The organism is Sphingomonas sp. GW821-FHT02B09, from assembly GCF_059421875.1.
Genome location: NZ_JBWKVV010000001.1, coordinates 554,197 through 575,440, shown reverse-complemented (window position 1 = coordinate 575,440; position 21,244 = coordinate 554,197). Strand labels below are relative to the sequence as shown.

Here is a 21,244-nt window from a genome sequence, read left to right as displayed (position 1 = left end):
ATAGTGGCGGAGGGAGTGGGATTCGAACCCACGGTAGGCTTCCACCTACGGCGGTTTTCAAGACCGCTGCCTTAAACCACTCGGCCATCCCTCCGTGGTGACCCCGGATAGTCGCACCGCGGCTGCCCGTGCAACCCCTGCGACGATAAGAGGTTCACGCCACCCGCCCGCTGTGGCACCACGGCCGGCATGTGGGGGCAACGACTGCGACGCGCGCTGACGACCGGCGTAATGGCAACGACCTTGGCGCTCGGCGGCGCCGCGCCCGTCGCGGCGCAGGACGAAGCCGGGTTCCAGACCTATCTGCAGGAGCTTCGCCGGCAGGCGCTGGCCGAGGGCGTGACGCAGCGGACGGTCGATGCCGTCTTCCCGACGTTGACGCTCAGCGACCGCACGATCCAGCTTGATCGCGCCCAGCCGGGCAATCCCGGCAGCACCGCGACGCCGCCGTTCGCGCCGTATAAGGCGAGCCATGTCGACGCCGCGCGGATCGGCCGCGGCCGTACCACTTATCAGGCGCAGCGGGTGCGACTGGCGCGCGTCGAGCGCGAGACGGGCGTCCCCGAATCGATCATGGTCGCGATCTGGGGCCATGAGACCAATTACGGTGCCTATACTGGCAATTTCGATTTGCTGCGCAGCCTCGCCAGCCTCGCCTATGAGGGGCGGCGGCGCAGCCTGTTCGCAGGCGAGTTCATCGCCGGTCTCAAGATCCTCGACCGCGGCATTCCGCGCGAGCAGTTGAAGGGCAGCTGGGCGGGCGCGACGGGCAATCCGCAGTTCCTGCCCTCCGTCTATCTCCGCCTCGCACGCGACGGCGATGGCGATGGGCGGGCCGATATCTGGACCAGCCCGGCGGATACGCTGGCCTCAATCGGCAATTATTTTGCCAATGCTGGCTGGCGTCCCGGTCAGCCATGGGGCCTTGCGGTCAGCGTTCCGGCGGGGCTCGACCGTAGCGGCCTGACCAGCCGGCTCGTGTCGCCGCGCTGCCCGCGCGTGTTCGAGCGGCACAGCCGCTGGCGGACGATGGCGGAGTGGCGCGCGCTGGGCGTGGTGCCGCAGGGCAGGGGATGGCCCGCCGACAGCGTGCAGGCGACGCTGATCGAGCCCGACGGTCCCGGTGCGACCGCCTATCTGCTCACCGGCAATTATCGGGTGATCCTCGATTACAATTGCTCGAACTTCTACGCGCTATCGGTCGGCCTGCTCGCCGATGCGGTTGAGGGCTGACGCCGCCCGCGCGCGGCGCTATGCCAGCATCATTCCCGCTTAATCTCCCGGAAAGCCCCATCGCCGTCATGAACAAGCTGCTCGCCGCCCCCCTCGCGATCGTCGCCGCCGCCGTCCCGTCGGTCGCCGCCGCGCCCCAGTTCCAGGGGACCGCGCCGATCGCCTATATGGAAGACCTGTCGTCGGGCGCGGTACTCTATCAGCGCGATGCCGACCGTCGCATGCCGCCGGCGTCGATGGCGAAGATGATGACCGTCTATGTCGCCTTCGACATGATCAAAAAGGGCGAGTTGAAGCTCGGCCAGACGTTTCAGGTCCGGCCCGAGACGTGGCAGCGCTGGCACGGGCCGCAGGCCGGCTCGACGATGTTCCTGTCGACCGGCGAGAACGTCAGCGTCGAGAACCTGCTCAAGGGCATCGTCACGCTGTCGGGCAACGACGCCTGTGTCGTGCTCGCCGAGGGCATTTCGGGGACCGAACAGACCTTCACCGACCGGATGAACGATCAGGCGAAGAAGCTCGGCCTGACCAACAGCCATTTCGGCACGTCGAACGGCTGGCCCGACAATGGCGTGACCTATGTCACCGCCAAGGATCTCGCGCATCTCGCCAGCGCGACGATCAAGGACTTCCCGGATCTCTACAAGCGCTTCTATTCGCTGCGCAGCTTCACCTGGGGCAAGACGCTCGGCGCCGGTGCCGACATCACCCAGGCCAATCGCGATCCGCTGCTCGGCCGCGTCGCCGGCGCCGACGGGCTCAAGACCGGCCATACCGAGGAGGCGGGTTTCGGCTTCACCGGTTCGGCGGAGCAGAATGGCCGGCGGCTGGTGATGGTCGTCGCCGGGCTGACCTCGTCGAACGGCCGCGCCGAGGAATCGGTGCGCTTCATGGAATGGGGCTTCCGCGCCTGGCAGGCCAAGCCGGTCGTCGCCGCGGGCAAGCAGGTGTCGACCGCCGAGGTGCAGATGGGCAGCGCGAGCAGCGTCGGCCTCGTCGCGCCGCGGCAGCTCACCGTCACCGTGCCGGCGGGTGCGGTGCCGCATATGAGCGCCAAGGTCGTCTACGAAGGGCCGATCCGCGCCCCGATCAAGGCCGGCCAGCATATCGCCGATCTCGTCGTCAAGGCGCCTGACCTGCCCGAACAGCGGCTGCCGCTGGTCGCCGACAAGGATATCGGCGAGGCGGGCTTCTTCGGTCGCGCCTGGGCGGGGCTGACCTCGCTCTTTGGCTGATGCCGCGGCCGTGACCGAATTGTTCGGCAACGCCGACGCGCAGGCCGCCTTCGTCGCGGCGCTGCGCGGCGGCGCCCTGCATCACGCCTGGCTGCTGGTCGGGCCGGAGGGCGTCGGCAAAGCTTGCTTCGCGCAGGCCGCGGCGCTGCGCATGCTTGCCGAGGCGAGCGCGACCGGCGTCTCGGCGCCGGGGCTGGTCGTGCCGGAGGGCCATCCGACCCGCGCGCTGGTCGATGCCGGCTCGCACCCCGATCTGCGCGTGATGCAGCGTCTGCCCAAGGATCCCGACAAGCCCGATCAGGATTTGGCGCGCAGCATCACGATCGCGCAGGTGCGCAGCCTCCAGCCGCTGTTCGCGACGACGCCGTCGATGGGCGCGCGCCGCGTCGTCATCATCGATTCCGCCGACGATCTCGAGCGCAACGGTGCCAATGCGTTGCTCAAGAATCTCGAAGAGCCGCCGGCGGGCACGATCTTCCTGCTCGTCAGCCATGCGCCGGGCCGGCTGCTGCCGACGATCCGCTCGCGCTGCCGCGTGCTGCGCTTCGCCGCGCTCGACGACGACGATATGGCCAAGGCGCTGCGGCAGGCGTTGCCCGAGGCCGATGCGGATGAGATCGCCGCGCTGGTGCGAACCGGGGAGGGGGCGCCCGGCCGTGCTCTGCGTTATGCCGGGCTTGATATCGACGGGCTCGACCGGGCGATCGCAGGCATCGCCGAGGATGGCGATCCGATGAATGCGCGCCGCGCCGCGCTCGCCAGGGCGCTGGCGGGGAAGGGCAATGCCGCGCGCTACGAAGCCTTCCTCGATCGCGTGCCGGCGATGATCGCGCGCGAGGCGCGGACCCGGTCGGGCGCGCGGCTCAAGACGGCGCTCGACGCGCAGGCGGCCGCACGCGATCTTGCAGGCGCGGCGCTTGGCCTGTCGCTCGATGCGCAGGCGACGGTATTCGAGATGGCGGCGATCGTCGCGGCGCTGCGCTGACCCCGCTTCACCTCGCCCGGAGGATCGACTAGGAGGCCCGGCATGGCCGATCCTTATTATATCACCACTGCAATCCATTACCCGAACGGGCGTCCGCACATCGGCCATGCCTATGAGATGATCGCCGCCGACGCGATCGCGCGCTTCCAGCGGCAGGCAGGCCGCGACGTCCGCTTCCAGACCGGCACCGACGAGCATGGCCTCAAGATGGCGCAGACCGCGCGGGCGCGGGGCGTCGAGGTGCGTGCTTTCGCCGACGAAATGTCGTCCCATTTCAGCGAGATGGCGGACACACTTAACATTTCCTACGATCGCTTCATCCGCACCGTCGAGCCGGCTCATTATGCCGCGAGCCAGGCGATCTGGCGCGCGATGCGCGACAGCGGCGACCTATATCTCGACCGCTACGAGGGCTGGTATTCGGTTCGCGACGAAGCCTTTTACGACGAGAAGGAGCTGATCGACGGGGAGGGGGGACAACGCCTTTCGCCGCAGGGCACGCCGGTCGAATGGACCGCGGAAGAGACGTGGTTCTTCCGCCTGTCGAAATATCAGCAGCCCTTGCTCGACCTGTACGCGGCCAATCCCGATTTCATCCGTCCGGAGACGCGGCGCAACGAGGTGATGCGCTTCGTCGAGGGCGGCCTGTCCGACCTGTCAGTGTCGCGGACCAGCTTCGACTGGGGCGTGCCGGTGCCGGACAGCCCCGGCCACGTCATGTACGTCTGGGTCGATGCGCTGACCAATTATCTGACCGGTGCCGGCTATCCGGACGACAGCGAAGCGCTGGCGCGCTTCTGGCCGGCCGATCTGCATCTGATCGGTAAGGATATCACGCGCTTTCACACCGTCTACTGGCCGGCGTTCCTGATGTCGGCGAACCTGCCGATCCCGAAACAGGTGTTCGCGCATGGTTTCGTGCTTCATCGCGGCGAGAAGATGTCGAAGTCGGTCGGCAATGTCGTCAGCCCCGACGAACTGACGCAGGCGTTCGGAGTCGATGCGGTCCGCTATTTCCTGCTCCGCGAGGTCAGCTTCGGGCAGGACGGCAGCTATTCGGCCGAGGCGATCGTGACGCGGGTCAACGCCGAACTCGCCAACAGCTTCGGCAATCTTGCGCAACGGACTTTGTCGTTCATCGCCAAGAATCTCGGCGGTGCGTTCCCCGATGCGGGCCGCAGCGATCCCGCCGATGCGATGCTGATCGAGGAGATCGTCGTCGCCTGTGCCGGGCTCAAGACCGCGTTCGACGATCTGATGCTGAGCCAGGGGATCGAGGCGTGGATGCGCGGTGTCTTCGCTTGCAACCAATATATCGATGCGCAGGCGCCTTGGGCGCTGCGCAAGACCGATCCCGAGCGGATGCATGCCGTGCTCAGCACGCTGGTCCGCGCGATCCGCATGCTGGCAATCGCGATCCTGCCGGTGGTGCCGGATGCGGCGGCCAAGGTGCTCGACCAGATCGGCGCCGATGCGCGCGATCACGCTGCGATCGATGACGACGGCTGGTATGCGCGTCAGGCGGCGTCCGGCTTCGTGATCGCACCGCCGTCGCCGGTCTTCCCGCGGCTCGAGCTGCCGGTGACGGAATGATGTTCGCCGACAGCCACTGCCACCTCAACTACAAGGGCGTGTTCGAGCAGCAGGGCGAGGTGCTGGCCCGGGCGCGGGCGAGGGGCGTCGGCGCGATGCTCAACATCTCGACGCGCGAGAGCGAATGGGATGCGGTGGTCGCCACCGCCGAGCGCGAGCCCGACGTCTGGGCCGCGATCGGCATCCACCCCAACGAAGCCGACGCCTATCCGGATGTCGGGCGCGCCACGCTGGTCGATCGCGCCGCCCATCCGCGTGTCGTCGCGATCGGTGAGTCGGGACTGGATTATTACTACGAACATTCCGATCGGGCGCGGCAGCAGGCGAGCTTCCGCACGCATATCGCCGCCTGTCGCGAGACGGGATTGCCGCTGATCGTCCACACCCGCGACGCGGAGGAGGATACGCTGGCGATCCTGCGCGAGGAGATGGAGCAGGGGGCCTATCGCGGTGTCATCCATTGCTTCACCGCGAGCGGGGCGTTCGCCGACGGGGCCCTTGAACTGGGCTTCTATATCTCGATTTCGGGGATCGTGACGTTCAAGAACGCGCGCGATCTGCAAGAGACCGCCGCACGGCTGCCGAGCGACCGCTTGCTGATCGAGACCGACGCGCCGTTCCTCGCGCCGGTGCCCAATCGCGGCAAGCCGGGCGAACCGGGGTTCGTCGCAGACACGGCCGCCTTTCTTGCCAAGCTGCGCGGCGAGCCACTTGAAGAGCTGGCCGCAAGAACCGCCGACAACTTCTTCACTTTGTTCAATAAAGCACAGCGGTGAAGGTCCGTATCCTCGGCTCGGGCACCTCGTCTGGCGTGCCGCGGATCGGCAACGACTGGGGCGCCTGCGATCCCGGGGAACCACGCAACCGGCGTACCCGCGCGTCGCTGCTGGTCGAGCATGACGGCACGCGCATCCTCATCGATACCGGGCCCGACATGCGCGAGCAATTGCTTGCCGCCGACGTCGCGGCGGTCGACGCGATCATCTGGACGCACGATCACGCCGATCACTGTCACGGTATCGACGATGTCCGCCAGATCTACCATGCGCTCGGCAGACCCGTGCAAGGCTTCGCCCGGCCGAAGACGCTGGCGGCCCTGCACGAGAAGTTCACCTATGTCTTCGCCGGCCGGCAGGGGTATCCGCCGACGGTACAGGCGGCGGAGCTGCCCGATCGACTGACGATCGGCAGCATCACGATCGACGTGGTCGACCAGCCGCATGGCCATATCACCTCGGCCGGATTGCGGTTTTCAGCCGGCGACGCGGTGGTCGGCTATGCCACCGACTTTCACGAACTCACTCCGGCGATGCGCGCACTTTATACCGGGCTGGACGTCTGGATCGTCGACGCGCTGCGCCATGCGCCGCACCCGACGCATCCCGACGTACCGGCGGTGCTCGATTGGATCGAACAGCTTCGTCCGAGGCGGTCAGCGTTCATACATATGGACCATAGTATGGACTATGCGACGTTGATGGCGACGCTGCCGCCAGGCGTCGAACCTGGCTACGACGGACTCGAATTCACGCCATGAACACGGATCTGGGCGGCTCGGCGCTCTTCTATCTGGTGCTGCTCATCCTCCCGATCTCGGCGTTGATCGCCCGACGCGTCCCGATCCTCCGCATCGTCCTGTCGCTGGCAAGTTGGGCGCTCATCATCGGCCTGCTCGTCATCGTCGTCGGCCAGCGCGAACGGTTCGATCCGTATCTGCAGCGGATCGCCAGCGTGCTGAAGATCGCCGACCAGACGGTCGTCGGGCGCGAGACGCGGATTCGCATGGCCGCCGACGGGCATTTCTGGGCGCGGGTGACGCTGGACGGCGTGCCACGGCGGATGCTGATCGACAGCGGCGCGACGGTGACCGCGCTGTCGACGCACACCGCGCAGGCCGCCGCGCTCGACGTGCGCAACAGCGCGTTCCCGATGATCCTCAACACCGCCAACGGCCAGATCAGCGCACAGACCGCAACCGTGCGCGAATTGCGGCTCGGCGACATCGCCGCGCGGGGCCTCGGCGTCGTCGTCTCGCCGGCATTCGGCGATACCGACGTGCTGGGCATGAACTTCCTGTCCAAGCTGAAGTCGTGGCGGGTCGAGGGGCAGACGCTGATCCTCGAACCCCACCACCATCAGGATTTTACATAATGTCTATTATCGATCCCAAGCTTGGGTCGGTGAGAGGGGGCGCATGACCATCGAACGGCTGGTAGCGATCATGGCGCGGCTGCGCGACCCCAAGCGTGGCTGCGACTGGGACGTCGCGCAGACCTGGGCGACGATCGCGCCGTACACGATCGAGGAAGCCTATGAGGTCGCCGACGCGATCGCCCGCGACGATGCGGTCGATCTCAAGGACGAGCTCGGCGACCTATTGCTTCAGGTCGTCTTTCACAGCCGGATCGCCGAGGAAGCCGGCGCATTCACGCTTGACGATGTCGTGGCGTCGATCAGCGACAAGATGGAACGTCGCCACCCCCATATCTTCGGCGATGCGGCGCAGAGCCCCGGCTGGGAGGAACTCAAGGCGGCCGAGCGCAGCGGCAAGAGCGATGCGAGTGCACTGGCAGGCGTCGCTGCCGGGCTGCCGGCGTTGATGCGCGCAGTGAAGCTCCAGAAGCGTGCCGCCCGCGTCGGCTTCGACTGGCCCGACGCAGACGGTTCCCGCGCGAAACTGCACGAAGAAATCAAAGAGGTCGATGCCGCGACCGGCGATGAGATCGAAGACGAGATCGGTGATCTGCTCTTCGCCGCGGTCAACTGGGCGCGGCACCTCGGCGTCGATCCGGAAACGGCATTGCGACGTGGCAATGCCAAGTTCGAACGCCGCTTCCGGGCGATGGAGGCGATCGCCGGCGAGGGCTTTCCGACGCTCAGCCTCGACGACAAGGAAGCGCTCTGGCAGCGGGTGAAGCGCGGCTAGGCCGCGCCCTCACCGCTGCAAAAAGCGTTCGTAATCGCGTTCTGCGAGGCGAACCTCATATTGCGTCTGAAGATCTTCGCTGATCTGGCCGAGCACTTCGCCATGTGCGTGGAGCCAAGCCGCCCCCGCCCCGTCGCCGGCGTCGAGCGTGATCCAATAGCGGCGATGGCCGGCGGTGAGCTTGGCGGCGACCTGCTCGACCAGGTCGTCGATCCCCTCCCCGCTGAGCGCCGAGATCGCGACGACATCGCCGCGATGCCCCGCCTCGACCAGCACGTCGTCGTGCCGCTCGGGATCGAGCAGGTCGAGCTTGTTCCACGCCTCGAAGCGCGGCGTCAGCTCGGACACGCCGATCTCGGCGAGCACCGCCTCGACGTCGCTGCGCTGCGCCTCGGTCTCGGGATGCGCGATGTCGCGGACGTGGATCAGCAGATCGGCCGACACCACTTCCTCCAGCGTGGCCTGGAAGGCGGCGACGAGCTGCGTCGGCAGGTCCGAGACGAAGCCCACCGTGTCCGACAGGATTGCCTTGTCGATCCCCGGCAGCGAGATCTGCCGCAACGTCGGGTCGAGCGTCGCGAACAACAGGTCCTCGGCCATGACATGCGCGCCGGTCAGCCGGTTGAACAGCGTCGACTTGCCGGCATTGGTATAGCCGACGAGCGCGATGATCGGCCACGGCGCGCGCTGGCGCCGGTCGCGATGCAGGCCGCGGGTGCGGCTGACCTGCTCCAGCTCGCGGCGCAGCCGTGCCATGCGGTCGCGGATCAGCCGGCGGTCGGCCTCGATCTGCGTTTCGCCGGGACCACCGAGGAAGCCGAAGCCGCCGCGCTGCCGCTCGAGATGGGTCCAGCTCCGCACCAGTCGGCCGGCCTGATAGTCGAGATGCGCGAGTTCGACCTGCAACCGCCCTTCGGCAGTGGCGGCGCGTTCGCCGAAGATCTCGAGGATCAGCCCGGTACGGTCGATCACCTTGGCCTCGAGCGCGGTTTCGAGATTGCGCTGTTGCACGGGTGTCAGGCTCGCGTCGAAGACGACGAGATCGGCCTCGTTCTGGCGAACCTGCACCGCAAGCTGCTCGACCTGACCGCTGCCGATCAGCGTCGCCGCCTTGGGCGCCCTCACCCGCACCGCGACCTTCTCGGTCACGACGAGACCGATCGCAGCGGCCAGCCCCGCGGTCTCGTCGAGCCGGGCGTCGGCATCGCGATGCGCATCGCCCTGATCGGGCAGGACGATCAGCGTGCGGCCGCCGCGGGCGAAATCGTCACGATCGCGATTGAAGCCATTGGTCACGGTCAGTCTTCCGTCTCCCCGTCATCGGCAAGGTTGAGCGCGCGCGCCGGCTGTATCGTCGACACGGCATGTTTGTAGACGAGCTGCGCCATGCCCTCGCGCTGGAGCAACATGCAGAACAGGTCGAAGCCGGCGATCTGGCCCTGCAGCATGACGCCGTTGATCAGGAACATCGTCACCGAATCCTCGGACTTGCGCACCGCGTTGAGGAAGATCTCCTGCAACAGCGGCTGCTTGCGCTGCGCCTCGCCGACCGATTCGATCAGCGCGGCGATATCCATCGGCCCCGACGGCATGATCGTCGAAATGGCGTGCTTGTAGATGAGCTGGGACTGGCCGTCGCGGCGCAGCAGCACCGAGAAATTGTCGAACCAGGTGACGATGCCCTGCAATTTGACGCCCTTGACCAGGAACATGGTCACCGGGGTCTTCGAGCGGCGAAGGGCATTGAGGAAGAGGTCCTGCAGGGACCCTTGTTTTTCGGCCATGATGAGCCTTTCGGTTCTTGGCGAGCCGTTTGCCCGCTATTGCGCCGTTTCCCGGCGTCGGATCGCCGCCCGGGTCGGGCGGCACTTTGCATCTATGAACGAAGGAGCGCTTCGTCCAGCGCTCAATCCTCGCGCACGTCGGTGATGCCAAGCAGCTTGAGCTTCCGGTGGAGTGCCGAGCGCTCCATGCCGATGAAGCTCGCGGTGCGGCTGATGTTGCCCGAGAAGCGGCGGATCTGGACGCGGAGATATTCGCGCTCGAACGTCTCGCGCGCCTCGCGGAGCGGCGCGCCCATGATCGCGCCCCCGCCCCCGCTGCCGAGATCGCCCTGATCGCCGAGCACTTCGGCGGGAAGCAGGTCGAGATCGATGCGGCCGATGCGGTCGCCGGGGGCGAGGATGATCGTCCGCTCGACGACGTTGCGGAGCTGGCGGACGTTGCCTGGCCAATCGTAGGATTGCAGCGCGACCATCGCATCGGGTGCGATCTCGGGCGTCGGCACGCGGCGATCGGCGGCATAATGCGCCATGAAATGCTCGACCAGCGCGGGAATGTCCTCGCGGCGTTCGGACAGGGCCGGCAGCACGACGGGGACGACGTTGAGGCGGTAATAGAGGTCCTCGCGGAAGCGGCCCTCGGCGATCTCGTGCGTCAGGTCGCGCGAGGTGGCGGACACGACACGGACGTCGACCTTGACGATCCGCGTGCCGCCGATGCGGCTGAAGCTCTGGTCGGTGAGCACGCGCAGGATACGCGCCTGCGTCGCGACCGGCATGTCGGCGATCTCGTCGAGGAACAAGGTGCCGCCATGCGCCTGTTCGAGCAGGCCGGGGCGGACGAGGTCGCCGCTTTCCTCGACGCCGAACAGCTCCTCCTCGACGCGTTCGGGGGTCATGCGCGCGGCGCTGACGATGACGAAGGGCGCCTGCGCGCGGTTGCTCCAGCCATGGAGCAAGCGTGCGGCGACTTCCTTGCCGACGCCGGCGGGCCCCATGATCAGCACGCGGCTGCCGGTGGCGGCGACGCGCTTGAGCGTCGCGCGGACGCCGTTGATCGCGCCCGAGCTGCCGGTGAGGTCGCTCTCGCGTCCTGCCGAGACGCGGAGGCTGGCGACCTCGCGGCGCAGGCGCTCGGTCTCGGTCGCCCGGGCGACGAGGAGCAGCAGGCGCTCCGCCTCGAACGGCTTTTCGATGAAGTCGCTGGCGCCGCGGCGGATCGCGGCGACGGCGGTGTCGAGATTGCCGTGGCCCGAGATGACGAGCACGGGGATCGACGGATCGCGGCGCTTGATCTCGTCGAGTAGCTCCAGTCCGTCGAGCCGCGAGCCCTGCAGCCAGACGTCGAGCAGCACCAGCGACGGGCGGCGGGTGGCGATCGCCTCGAGCGTCGCGTCGCTGTTGGCGGCGGAGCGGGTCTCATAGCCCTCGTCTTCGAGGACGCCGGCGACCAGTTCGCGGATGTCGTGTTCGTCGTCGACGACGAGGATGTCGAGCGGCATGTCTTAATTCCGATTGCGTGTGAGGGCGGCGAGCTGGCCTTCGTCAGCCGGCTCGGGCGCCGCGGCCCCCTGGTCGAGGGCGGCGAGCGCCGCGGCGTCGAAGGTCATGCGGACGACGGTCCCCCCGCCGTCGCGGTCGGCGAAGGTCATGGTGCCGTGATGCTCCTCGACGATCTTCTTGACGATCGCGAGGCCGAGGCCGGTGCCGCGGGCGCGCGTCGTCATATAGGGTTCGACGATCCGGTCGCGGTCGGGCGGCAGGCCGACGCCGGTGTCGGCGAGCTCGACCGTCGTAACATCACTATCCTCACGCACATGCATCATCACGGATCCACCGCTTTCGCCTTTGCTTTCAATGGCTTCTACGGCGTTCTTGACGATGTTCGTGAACGCCTGGCCGAGCTGGCGGCGGTCGCAGACGAGCGTGGGTGCGGGGATGCTGTGGTCGAGCTCGAAGCGGATATTGGGATGCGCGACCTCGTGCAGGAACAGCGCCTGCCGGGCGATGTCGACGAGCGATTCCTCGCGGAACACCGGCTTGGGCATCCGCGCGAAGGAGGAGAATTCGTCGACCATCCGGCGCAGGTCGCCGACCTGGCGGACGATCGTGTCGGTCAGCCGCGCGAAGGTGGTGTCGGCGGGATCGATCTTGCTGCCGTAGCGGCGCTGAAGGCGCTCGGCGGCGAGCTGGATCGGGGTGAGCGGGTTCTTGATCTCATGCGCGATCCGCCGCGCGACGTCCGACCAGGCGGCGCGGCGCTGGTCGAGCAATTGCTGGGTGATGTCGTCGAAGGTGAGGATCGGACCGGCATCGGTGCGCGCGATGCGCACTGCGAGCGTCCGCGTCTCGCCGTTGCGGATGACCTGGACGATCGCCTCGCGTTCATGGCCGAGGACGAGGTCGGCGAGTTCGGGCGCGATGGTGGTGAGCGGCCGACCGATCAGCCCGTCCGCCCCCGTTCCGATCAATTCGGTGGCGGAGCGATTGGCGAGGCGGATCGTGCCGTCCTCGGCAGTGGCGACAACGCCGGCGGACACGCCGGCCATCACCGCCTCGATCAGCGCGCGGCGATTCTCGAGCTGGTCGTTGGCGGTGACCAATGCGCTGTTCTGCTCCTGCAGGCGGCCGGTCATCTGGTTGAAGGCGTTGGCGAGCGTGCCGACTTCGTCCTTGCGACGCGGGTCGGGAACCCGCGCGGTGAGATCGCCGGTGGCCACCTTGCGTGCGGCCCCCACCAGTTCGGCGACCGGACGGACGAGTCGGTCCGCCACCGCCAACGCCGCCCAGACCGCGATGCCGACGATGAGCAGCGATAGGATCAGCAGCGCGGCGTTGAACTTGAGCTGCAACGCGCGTGAGCGGCTCTGCAGCGCCTGATAATCGCGGATGATCGCGTCGCCGCGGCGGATCTGGCTGGCAAGCTGCGGGTCGAAGATGCGTGACGAATACAGATAGGCGCCATTGCCGTAGGCAATCGGGACGACGGCACCGATCCGGTCATCGTTGCGGACGAGCACGTAGCGTGCCCCCTTGTCGATCGCCTGTTCGACCGCAGGCGTGACGACGTTCTGAAGCGGCTTGTCGTAGGGATTGAGGACGATCAGGGGATCGCTATCGTTGCGGCCGATGATCATCGCCTCCGACTGCTCACGCCGATAGGTCTGGAGCAGCAGCGCATTCTGGAAAAATGCGCTGTCGATCGCATGGGTCCTGAGATCGATGGCGAGATCGCCGCTCATCGCCTGCACCTGCGAGATGACCCGGTTCGCCTCACGCTGATAATTTTCGCCGACCAGCTTGCGGGCGTTCTCCAGCATGCCGCTGGCCCGGTCGGAGGACCAGAATTCGACGCCGATCTGGAAGAGCAGCGAGGCAAAGACGGTGACGAGCAACGCCGGGACGGCGGCAATGATCGAAAAGATCGCCACCAGCCGGACGTGGAGGACCCCCTCCCCGCCGACCAGCGACGCCGCGGCGCGCTTGCGGGCGATGCGGCGGCCGAGCAGCATCAGCAACGCGATACTGGGGACGAGGTTGGCGACGAGCAGCGAGGCGATCGCGGGCGGGGAGAGTGGCTGTGCCGGCTTGCTGCTGCCGGTGATGACGAAATAGGTCGCCGTCGCGATGGCGATGGCTAGCGCGAGCACCAGCGCCTCGACGGCGGGCGTGATGCGCAGCCGGCGGTCCGGGGCGGGTGCGATCAGATCGGGCATGGGGGCCGCGTTCATTCGACCCTTCGTACAACGTGGATTGTTGCACGGAAACCACATAATTTATTGGCAACGGTGGTTTGTGGTGACAGTAAGATGAGCGGGGCGTCGCTGGTGGGGCGTGCCGTGGATTTGTTCGCGCGGAGGCGCGGAGGTGTCGCCCCCGGTGCGGCGGCAGCGCTTTCCATCGCACCTCCGGCGCTGACAGGCCACGTTGCCGCGGGCGGTCATCTCCGCGCCTCCGCGCCTCCGCGTGAACCGATCCCGCTTTCCTTTCGAACCCCGGGCAATCGCATATGGCTGCGTTGATGAGGCTCGATCGGTTTCCTTATCGAAGCCGTCACCCCGGACTCGTTCCGGGGTCCACCGTGCCGCAGGGAAACGGCGTCAAATCAAGCCGTTCTCCTCGCCGCAGGGTGGACCCCGGAACAAGTCCGGGGTGACGGGGTAAGCTTGGAACACGGCAGGCTCGAATGAACGATTGGCGTTCCGGACTCCTGGGCTCCTGCGTTCGCAGGAGCACGGGGGGACGGCGCGCGGGTGGTGGCGGATGACCCACGCCTCCGCGGCAGGATCACGAGGCCCTATTCCGTCATTCCTCCGCCCGTGCGCTGATGCCCAATGTGTCCAGTCGCTTGCGCAAGGTGTTGCGGTTGAGGCCGAGTGCGCGCGCCGCGCGGAGCTGGTTGCCGGCGTGGCGGGCGAGCATCGCCTCGATCAGCGGGCGTTCGACCTCGCCGATGACGCGGTCGTAGAGCGTGCCGTCGTCGAGTGCGCCGGGACGCTCGCGGGCGATACGCTCGACCAGATGACGGACCGCTTCGGCGATGCCGGGATCGGATGTCTCGCCGCTGGTGCCGGGGGCGCCGAGCAGGTCGCGGATCGTCGCGGCGTCGATCAGTTCGTCGCGGGCGAGCACCGCCAGACGGCGCATCAGATTTTCGAGCTCGCGGACGTTGCCGGGCCAGTCGTGCGCGGTGAGCGATGCCTGCGCCGCATCGCTGAGCTGACGGCGCGGCAGCCCCTGTGCCGCCGCCATTTCGAGGAAATGGCGGGCGAGCAACGGAATGTCCTGCCGCCGTTCGCGCAGCGCCGGCAGGGCGATCGGCACGACGTTGAGCCGGTAGAAGAGATCCTCGCGGAACTGGCCCGAGGCAACCTGCTGGGTGAGGTCGCGGTTGGTCGCGGCGACGACGCGGACGTCGGCGCGCATCGTTCGCGCGCCGCCCACGGTGGTGAACTCGCCCGACTGGAGGACGCGCAGCAGCCGCGTCTGCGCCTCCATCGGCATGTCGCCGATTTCGTCGAGGAAGAGCGTGCCGCCGGCGGCCTGTTCGAAGCGGCCGGCGTTGCGCACGGCAGCGCCGGTGAAGGCGCCGCGTTCGTGGCCGAACAATTCCGCCTCGATCAGCTCGCGCGGGATCGCGGCCATGTTGATCGCGACGAAGGGCGCGGCGCGGCGCGCGCCGAGATCGTGGATCGCGCGCGCGACCAGTTCCTTGCCGGTGCCCGATTCGCCCGAGATCAATACGGTGAGGTCGTTGGAGAGCACGCGCGCGATGATGCGATAGACGTCCTGCATCGCCGGCGAGCGGCCGATCAGCGGCAGCGCCGGATCCTCGCTCGCCTCGGGCTGCGGCATCACCGCGCCGCGGGCGAGCGCACCGGTCACCGCGCGGGTGAGATCGTCGAGGTCGAACGGCTTGGGGAGATATTCATACGCCCCGACCTCGGCCGCGCGCACCGCGGTGGTCAGCGTGTTCTGCGCCGAGAGGATGATGATCGGCAATTGCGGCAGGCGCTCGCCGATCTCCTTGGCGCGGGCGATGCCGTCGCCGTCTGGCAGGATGACGTCGGTGATCAGCACGTCGGGGACGCGGGTGGCGAGCATGCGGTCGACCTGCGCCAGCGTCTCGGCGGTCTGCACGTCATGGCCGGCACGGCGCAGCGCCTGCGCGACGACGGTGCGGATCGCGGCATCGTCGTCGACGACGAGGATGCGGGTCATGCGGCGGCGCGCGGCAGCAGGAGGCGGAGCGTCGTCATTTCCGGGGTTCCTTCGCGGGCATATTGGACGATGCCGCCCATGTCGCGGACCAATTTGTCGACCAGCGCGAGGCCAAGCCCCTGCCCCTCCGGCCGGCCCGAGACGAAGGCGTCGAACAGATGATCGGCGATATCGGCGGGGGCGCCGGGACCGTTGTCGATCACGCAGATCTCGATGGGGAGCGGCGTGCGCGGTTTGCCGGGGGCGGCCGCCACCGACATGCCGTGGCGGTAGGCCGTAGTGATGAGGATGCGTGGATTGCGCACCGATCGACTGGCTTCGACCGCGTTCTTGAGAAGGTTTATGAGGATTTGCAGCAGCGCGTCGCGATTGATCGCGGCGGGCGGCAGCGACGGGTCGAACCGCTCCTCGATCGCGACGCCGCGCGCGAAGCCGGCGAGCGCGAGGCGGCGGGCGTGGCCGATCAGCGGATAGATGTTCTCCGGCACGATCGGCAGCGGGCGGGTGTCGCTGAAATCCTGCATCCGGTCGATCAGCGCGGCGATGCGGTCGACCTCGGTGACGATCAGCGTGGTCAGCTCGCCGGTGCCGAGCAATTGCGCGGCGCCGCGGATGCCCGACAGCGGGTTCTTGATCTCATGCGCCAGCATCGCCGCGGCACCGCTCGCCGCGCGCGCGCCGGCGCTGCGACCGGTCTGGGTGAGGCCGCGGGTACTGGCGGCGGTGTGGAGCGTGATCGCGCGCCAGCCGGGATGGTCGGGGACCGCCGCCTCGACGAAATCGACGCGGATCTTCGGGCCGTGCGGCGTCGCGATCTCGGTGTCGTAGAAGGCGAAGCCCTGCCCGTCGCGGCGGTCGTCCGCGGCGGGCGGCGGCAGGATCGCCGCGAGCGGCTGGCCGCACATCACCCGTTCGGACAAATTGAGCAATTGTTCGGCGAAGCCATTGGCATGCGCGATGCGATCGTCGGGATCGACCACCACGACCGCGACCGGCAGCGCCGCGAACAGCTCGGCGAAACCGGGCCGGCCGGAGGTGTAGCCGGTGCGCTGCTCCATCGACGCGTCAGGCGGCCTGCCGGATCGGTTGATCGCGATGCGGCGCGTAGAAGTCGGCGAGCATGCGCTTGACCACCGCGGCGTCGGGCTGCTGGTTGACCGCGTTGCGGAACTCGGCGGAGCCGGTCAGCCCCTTGGTGTACCAGCCGATATGCTTGCGTGCCATGTTGACCCCGGTGACGTCGCCATAATGGTCGAGCATCGCATCGTAATGCTCGGTGATGACGCGATATTGTTCGTCGAGCGACGGGTCGGGACGGCGGTTGCCGGTGGCGAGAAACTCCATCACCTGGCCGAGCAGCCACGGGCGGCCATAGGCGCCGCGGCCGATCATGATGCCGTCGGCGCCCGACTGGTCGAGCGCGGCGACGGCGTCGTCGATCGTGCAGATGTCGCCGTTGGCGATGACCGGAATCGTCACCGCATCCTTGACGGTGCGGATGAAGCGCCAGTCGGCCTGGCCCTTGTACATCTGGTTGCGCGTGCGGCCGTGGACGGTGATGAGCTGCACGCCGAGATCCTGCGCGATGCGCGAGAGTTCGGGCGCGTTGAGGCTGTCGAGATCCCAGCCCATCCGCATCTTGAGCGTGACCGGTGCCTTGACCGCCTTGACCACCGCATCGACGAGTTGCGCGGCGAGCTTGAGGTCGCGCATCAGCGCCGAACCGGCATCGCCGTTGGTGACCTTGCGCACCGGGCAGCCCATGTTGATGTCGATGATCGCGGCGCCGCGATCCTCGGCGAGCTTCGCCGCCTCGGCCATCTCATAGGGGGTGCAGCCGACGAGCTGCATCGAGACGGGCTCTTCGGACAGATGCCACGCCGCCTTCTGGATCGACTGGCGCGTCTCGCGGATCGCCGCCTGACTGGCGATCATCTCGGTGACGTTGAGACCCGAGCCGTAGCGGCGCACGAGCGTGCGGAACGGCATGTCGGTGACGCCGGTCATCGGCGCCAGGACGACGGGCTGGTCGATCCGCACGGGACCGATCTGGATGGGCGTGAGAGCTGCCATGATCTGCCTGAAAATTGGGCATCGTCCTAGCGGCTTGCGGCGGTGCTGGCAAGGTTGCGGGCGGGCGGCTAGAGCGACGCGATGACGGATCGACCTTCGACGACGGCGCTGATCGTGGCGGCGGGCAGCGGCTCGCGTGCCGGCGGCGCGCTCCCCAAACAATATGCGATGGTGGCGGGCAAGCCGCTGGTCGCGCATGCCTATGCCGCCTTCGCAGGCCATCCCGCGGTGGACGAGGTGGTGGTGGTGATCGCCGCGGGGGCCGAGGCGATGGCCGAAGCGGCCCTCGGCGACGTACCGATTGTGATCGGCGGCGCGACGCGGCGCGAGTCGGTGGCGCGCGGGCTGGCGGCGGTGCGCGGCGCACGCGTGCTGGTGCACGATGCGGCGCGGCCGTTCGTGCCGGCGGCGGTGATCGACCGCGTGCTGTCGGCGCTCGACGATGCCGAGGCGGCGATGCCGGTGCTGGCGGTGGCGGATACGCTGGTACGCGACGGCGCGGTGGTGCCGCGCGACGGCCTGGCGCGGGTGCAGACGCCGCAGGGCTTCCGCGTCGACGCCTTGCGCGCGGCGCATGCCGGCTGGCCGGCGGGCGACGAGGCGACCGACGACGCGCAGATGGTGCGGCGGCTTGGCGGGAGCGTCGCTTTGGTGCAGGGCGATGCGATGCTCGACAAGGTAACGCATCCAGACGATTTCGCCGCCGCAGAGGCCCGTGTGACCCGGGAGACACGCAGCGCGTCGGGGTTCGACGTGCACCGGCTAGAGGCGGGCGAGGAATTGTGGCTCGGCGGGGTGCTGATCCCGCACGACAAGGGGCTGTCCGGCCATAGCGACGCCGATGTCGGCCTGCATGCGCTGACCGATGCGTTGCTCGGGACGATCGCGGCGGGGGATATCGGGACGCACTTTCCGCCTTCCGACCCGCAGTGGAAGGGCGCGGATTCGGCGCAATTCCTCCAGCATGCCGCGACGCTGATCGCCGACAAGGGCGGCCGGATCGACTTCGTCGACCTGACGCTGATCTGCGAGGCGCCCAAGATCGGGCCGCATCGCGAGGCGATGCGCGCGCGGATCGGCGCGCTGCTCGGCCTGAGCGAGGATCGGGTGAGCATCAAGGCGACGACGACCGAGCGGCTCGGCTTCACCGGCCGCGGCGAGGGCATCGCCGCGCAGGCGGTCGCGACCGTGAGCCTGCCGCGATGAGGGCGCTGCTCGCGATCGTCGCACTGCTCGCCGCCTCGTCGGCCGAGGCGCAGACGCGCTGCATCACCACCCCCGAGGCGGAGGCGATGACGCTGGTGGCGCTGCCCGACATCATCCAGCAGACCGGGATCATCTGCACGACGCGCCTCCCCTCCTCCAGCCTGATCCGGCGCACCGACAGCGAGTTTCTCGACCGCTACCGCGACGCCGCGGACCGTGCGTGGCCGAATGCGCGCGCGGCGATCGTCAAACTGTCCGATCCGATGATCGATTCGCTGCTCCAGTCCGAATTCGCGCGGCCGCTGCTCACCGCAGCGCTGGCGCCGTTGCTGGTCGGGCGGATCAATCCGGCGGATTGCGGGACGATCGACCGCTTCGTCACCCAGCTCGCGCCGCTGCCGCCGCAGAACACCGCGGGGGTGATCGTCACCACCCTGCGCTATTTCAAGGCGGAGAAGGCGAAGGGCAAGGCGATCGCGGTGCCCGACCTGCCGCTCTGCCCGGAGGGCCAACGCTGATGGACACCGTCCTTCCCCGCGAGCTGATCGAGGCGGCGACCCGCGTCGTCGAGGCGAACCGCGCCGCCGGCCGCACGATTGCGGTGGCGGAGAGCTGCACCGGCGGGCTGGTCGCGGCGGCGATCACCGAGGTGCCGGGCTCGTCCGACGTGTTCGGCGCCGGCTTCGTCACTTATTCGAACGACGCCAAGATGAAGCTGCTCAAGGTGAACAGCGACGTGCTCGAGACGTTCGGCGCGGTATCGATCGCGGTGGCGTGGAGCATGGCGCAGGGCGCACTCGCCAACAGCGGCGCGGACGTCGCGGTGGCGATCACCGGCGTCGCCGGGCCGGGCGGCGGCTCGATCAAAAAACCGGTCGGCACCGTCGTCTTCGCGCGCGCCGAGAAGGGCGGCGATCCGTCCGACGTCCATGCCGATCGCAAGGCGTTCGGCGATCTCGGCCGCGGCGGGATCCGGCTTCAGGCGGCGCTGGTCGCGCTCGAACTGCTGCTGCCGTAGAGGACCTTGGCGCGATCCTCGAACGCGCCGATCATCCGGCGCAGCGCGACGCCGAACACCTGCCCCGCCAGCATCTCGAACATCCGGTTCTTGAACTGGAAGTCGACCGCGAAATCGACCGCGCAGCCGCCCGCCTCGGGGCGGAAGCGCCAGTCGTTGTGCAGATATTTCAGCGGCCCATCGACATATTCGACATGGATCGTCTCGGCACGCGTCTTCTCGACCTTCGAGGTGAAGGTCTCGCGCAGCCCCTTGAAGCCGACGATCATGTCGGCGAGCGTCGCGGTGTCGCTGTCCTGGCGCACGCGCATCGCGCTGACCCAGGGCAGGAACTCCGGGTAGCGCTTCACGTCGGCGACCATGTCGAACATCTGCTCCGGCGTGTAGGGCAGATGGCGCGTCTCGGAATGTTTAGGCACGAACGCTCGCGGTCGGCGCGACCGCGCTCTGCGCGAGCTTGGCGGCACGGGCATCGCGCATTTTCGCGAAATCGTCACCGGCGTGATAGCTCGACCGGGTCAGCGGCGACGAGGCGACCAGCAGGAACCCCTTGGCGCGCGCGATCGCGGCATAGCTGTCGAACGCCTTGGGCGTGACGAACTCGGCGACCTTGGCGTGGCGCGGCGTCGGCTGGAGATACTGGCCCATCGTCAGGAAATCGATGTCCGCCGAGCGCATGTCGTCCATCACCTGATGCACTTCGAGCCGCTGTTCGCCGAGGCCGAGCATCACGCCGGACTTGGTGAAGATCGACGGGTCGAGCTTCTTGACGCTCTCCAGCAGGCGGATCGACGCATAATAGCGCGCACCGGGCCGGATCGTCGGATAGAGCCGCGGCACCGTTTCGAGATTGTGGTTGTAGACGTCGGGTCGTGCCGCGACGATCGCCTCGACCGCCGCCTCATGCTTGTTGCGGAAGTCCGGGGTCAGGATCTCGATCGTCGTCTTCGGGTTCGACCGGCGGATCGCCTCGATCACCTTGACGAACTGCTTCGCGCCGCCGTCGGGCAGATCGTCACGATCGACCGAGGTGACGACGATATGTTCGAGGCCCATCTGCGCCGCGGCATCGGCGACGTTGTTGGGCTCCATCGGATCGACCGCGCGGGGCATGCCGGTCTTGACGTTGCAGAAGGCGCAGGCCCGCGTGCAGGTGTCGCCGAGGATCATCACCGTCGCATGCTTCTTCGACCAGCATTCGCCGATATTCGGACAGGCCGCCTCTTCGCAGACGGTGGTCAGGCTTTTCGAACGCATCAATTCGCGCGTCGCGGCGAAGCCGGCGCTGGTCGGCGCCTTGACGCGGATCCAGTCGGGCTTGCGCAGGCGTTCCGGACGGGCGAGCGGGGTCATCTCGTTCATGATCCGCGAGATAGCGACTCCCGGGTTTGTGAACAACCGTCATGCCGTTTGTGAAGAAGCTTTGCCCGCCGCGCGTCGGGGGGACCCTCCCCGCAAATATGCGTTATAGCA

Annotated in this window: 20 protein-coding genes and 1 tRNA gene; 11 read left to right on the top strand and 10 right to left on the bottom strand. The window is 67.9% G+C overall.

Translation table 11 applies throughout. The annotated features are described in order from the left end of the window. Nucleotides 1-4: 4 nt before the first annotated feature. A tRNA-Ser gene (locus tag AC07U4_RS02585) sits at nt 5-94 on the bottom strand. Between the two features lie 137 nt (nt 95-231). On the opposite strand from AC07U4_RS02585, the gene AC07U4_RS02580 reads away from it, so the two are divergent. The 8 genes from AC07U4_RS02580 to mazG all read left to right on the top strand — a co-directional run bounded on the left by AC07U4_RS02580 (nt 232) and on the right by mazG (nt 7,972). After that, nucleotides 232-1,233 carry a lytic murein transglycosylase gene (locus tag AC07U4_RS02580; protein ID WP_245640825.1) on the top strand — a complete coding sequence of 334 codons (1,002 nt, stop codon included), beginning with the start codon at nt 232-234 and terminating at the stop codon, nt 1,231-1,233. 68 nt (nt 1,234-1,301) lie between these two features. Further along, on the top strand, nt 1,302-2,468 hold the full coding sequence (locus AC07U4_RS02575; RefSeq protein WP_495194330.1) for a D-alanyl-D-alanine carboxypeptidase family protein: 1,167 nt from the start codon (nt 1,302-1,304) through the stop codon (nt 2,466-2,468). A 10-nt stretch (nt 2,469-2,478) separates the two neighbouring features. Continuing rightward, on the top strand, nt 2,479-3,453 hold the full coding sequence (locus AC07U4_RS02570) for a DNA polymerase III subunit delta' (RefSeq protein WP_495194329.1): 975 nt from the start codon (nt 2,479-2,481) through the stop codon (nt 3,451-3,453). 42 nt (nt 3,454-3,495) lie between these two features. Beyond that, nucleotides 3,496-5,046 (top strand): methionine--tRNA ligase, encoded by a 1,551-nt coding sequence (gene metG / locus AC07U4_RS02565; RefSeq protein WP_495194328.1) that lies wholly within the window; start codon nt 3,496-3,498, stop codon nt 5,044-5,046. Next, nucleotides 5,046-5,822 carry a TatD family hydrolase gene (locus AC07U4_RS02560; RefSeq protein WP_495194327.1) on the top strand — a complete coding sequence of 259 codons (777 nt, stop codon included), beginning with the start codon at nt 5,046-5,048 and terminating at the stop codon, nt 5,820-5,822. Before metG ends, AC07U4_RS02560 begins: the two co-directional genes overlap by 1 nt. Next, entirely contained in the window at nt 5,819-6,583 is a 765-nt protein-coding gene (locus AC07U4_RS02555) for an MBL fold metallo-hydrolase (protein ID WP_495194326.1), read from the top strand. The genes AC07U4_RS02560 and AC07U4_RS02555 overlap by 4 nt, the downstream gene beginning before the upstream one ends. Then, nucleotides 6,580-7,197: a retropepsin-like aspartic protease family protein gene (locus tag AC07U4_RS02550; RefSeq protein WP_495194325.1), complete on the top strand. Its 618-nt coding sequence runs from the start codon at nt 6,580-6,582 to the stop codon at nt 7,195-7,197. Before AC07U4_RS02555 ends, AC07U4_RS02550 begins: the two co-directional genes overlap by 4 nt. A 43-nt stretch (nt 7,198-7,240) precedes the next feature. Next, entirely contained in the window at nt 7,241-7,972 is a 732-nt protein-coding gene (gene mazG / locus AC07U4_RS02545) for a nucleoside triphosphate pyrophosphohydrolase (protein WP_495194324.1), read from the top strand. 9 nt (nt 7,973-7,981) lie between these two features. Here mazG and hflX read toward each other — a convergent pair whose 3' ends face one another. The 7 genes from hflX to dusB all read right to left on the bottom strand — a co-directional run bounded on the left by hflX (nt 7,982) and on the right by dusB (nt 17,547). Next, nucleotides 7,982-9,268 (bottom strand): GTPase HflX, encoded by a 1,287-nt coding sequence (gene hflX / locus AC07U4_RS02540; protein ID WP_495194323.1) that lies wholly within the window; start codon nt 9,266-9,268, stop codon nt 7,982-7,984. A 2-nt stretch (nt 9,269-9,270) separates the two neighbouring features. Then, the gene (hfq, locus tag AC07U4_RS02535) at nt 9,271-9,756 is read right to left on the bottom strand and encodes an RNA chaperone Hfq (RefSeq protein ID WP_038659355.1); all 486 of its coding nucleotides are present in this window, start codon (nt 9,754-9,756) and stop codon (nt 9,271-9,273) included. 122 nt (nt 9,757-9,878) lie between these two features. After that, nucleotides 9,879-11,255: a nitrogen assimilation response regulator NtrX gene (ntrX, locus tag AC07U4_RS02530; protein WP_038659353.1), complete on the bottom strand. Its 1,377-nt coding sequence runs from the start codon at nt 11,253-11,255 to the stop codon at nt 9,879-9,881. A gap of 3 nt (nt 11,256-11,258) precedes the next feature. Further along, on the bottom strand, nt 11,259-13,484 hold the full coding sequence (locus tag AC07U4_RS02525; RefSeq protein ID WP_137897313.1) for a sensor histidine kinase NtrY-like: 2,226 nt from the start codon (nt 13,482-13,484) through the stop codon (nt 11,259-11,261). 574 nt (nt 13,485-14,058) lie between these two features. Beyond that, the gene (gene ntrC / locus AC07U4_RS02520) at nt 14,059-15,474 is read right to left on the bottom strand and encodes a nitrogen regulation protein NR(I) (RefSeq protein ID WP_038659351.1); all 1,416 of its coding nucleotides are present in this window, start codon (nt 15,472-15,474) and stop codon (nt 14,059-14,061) included. Next, entirely contained in the window at nt 15,471-16,532 is a 1,062-nt protein-coding gene (locus AC07U4_RS02515; protein WP_495194322.1) for a two-component system sensor histidine kinase NtrB, read from the bottom strand. The genes ntrC and AC07U4_RS02515 overlap by 4 nt, the downstream gene beginning before the upstream one ends. A gap of 7 nt (nt 16,533-16,539) precedes the next feature. Continuing rightward, a complete protein-coding gene (gene dusB, locus AC07U4_RS02510; protein WP_137897310.1) occupies nt 16,540-17,547 on the bottom strand; it encodes a tRNA dihydrouridine synthase DusB in 1,008 nt (335 codons plus the stop codon). 81 nt (nt 17,548-17,628) lie between these two features. Here dusB and AC07U4_RS02505 point away from each other — a divergent pair, with 81 nt between their 5' ends. Genes AC07U4_RS02505 through AC07U4_RS02495 form a run of 3 tightly spaced genes read left to right on the top strand, consistent with a single transcriptional unit; the run spans nt 17,629 to nt 19,771 of the window. Next, nucleotides 17,629-18,753 (top strand): bifunctional 2-C-methyl-D-erythritol 4-phosphate cytidylyltransferase/2-C-methyl-D-erythritol 2,4-cyclodiphosphate synthase, encoded by a 1,125-nt coding sequence (locus AC07U4_RS02505; RefSeq protein ID WP_495194321.1) that lies wholly within the window; start codon nt 17,629-17,631, stop codon nt 18,751-18,753. Further along, nucleotides 18,750-19,271: a hypothetical protein gene (locus AC07U4_RS02500; RefSeq protein ID WP_495194320.1), complete on the top strand. Its 522-nt coding sequence runs from the start codon at nt 18,750-18,752 to the stop codon at nt 19,269-19,271. Before AC07U4_RS02505 ends, AC07U4_RS02500 begins: the two co-directional genes overlap by 4 nt. Further along, nucleotides 19,271-19,771 carry a CinA family protein gene (locus tag AC07U4_RS02495; protein WP_038659336.1) on the top strand — a complete coding sequence of 167 codons (501 nt, stop codon included), beginning with the start codon at nt 19,271-19,273 and terminating at the stop codon, nt 19,769-19,771. Before AC07U4_RS02500 ends, AC07U4_RS02495 begins: the two co-directional genes overlap by 1 nt. On the opposite strand, the gene AC07U4_RS02490 is transcribed toward AC07U4_RS02495, so the two are convergent. Then, nucleotides 19,732-20,190, bottom strand: a complete 459-nt coding sequence (locus AC07U4_RS02490; protein ID WP_038659333.1) for a type II toxin-antitoxin system RatA family toxin — start codon at nt 20,188-20,190, stop codon at nt 19,732-19,734. The two genes, AC07U4_RS02495 and AC07U4_RS02490, sit on opposite strands and share 40 nt — an antisense overlap. Then, nucleotides 20,183-21,133, bottom strand: coding sequence for a lipoyl synthase (gene lipA / locus AC07U4_RS02485; protein WP_137897306.1), 951 nt, complete (start codon nt 21,131-21,133; stop codon nt 20,183-20,185). The genes AC07U4_RS02490 and lipA overlap by 8 nt, the downstream gene beginning before the upstream one ends. Nucleotides 21,134-21,244 lie beyond the last annotated feature (111 nt).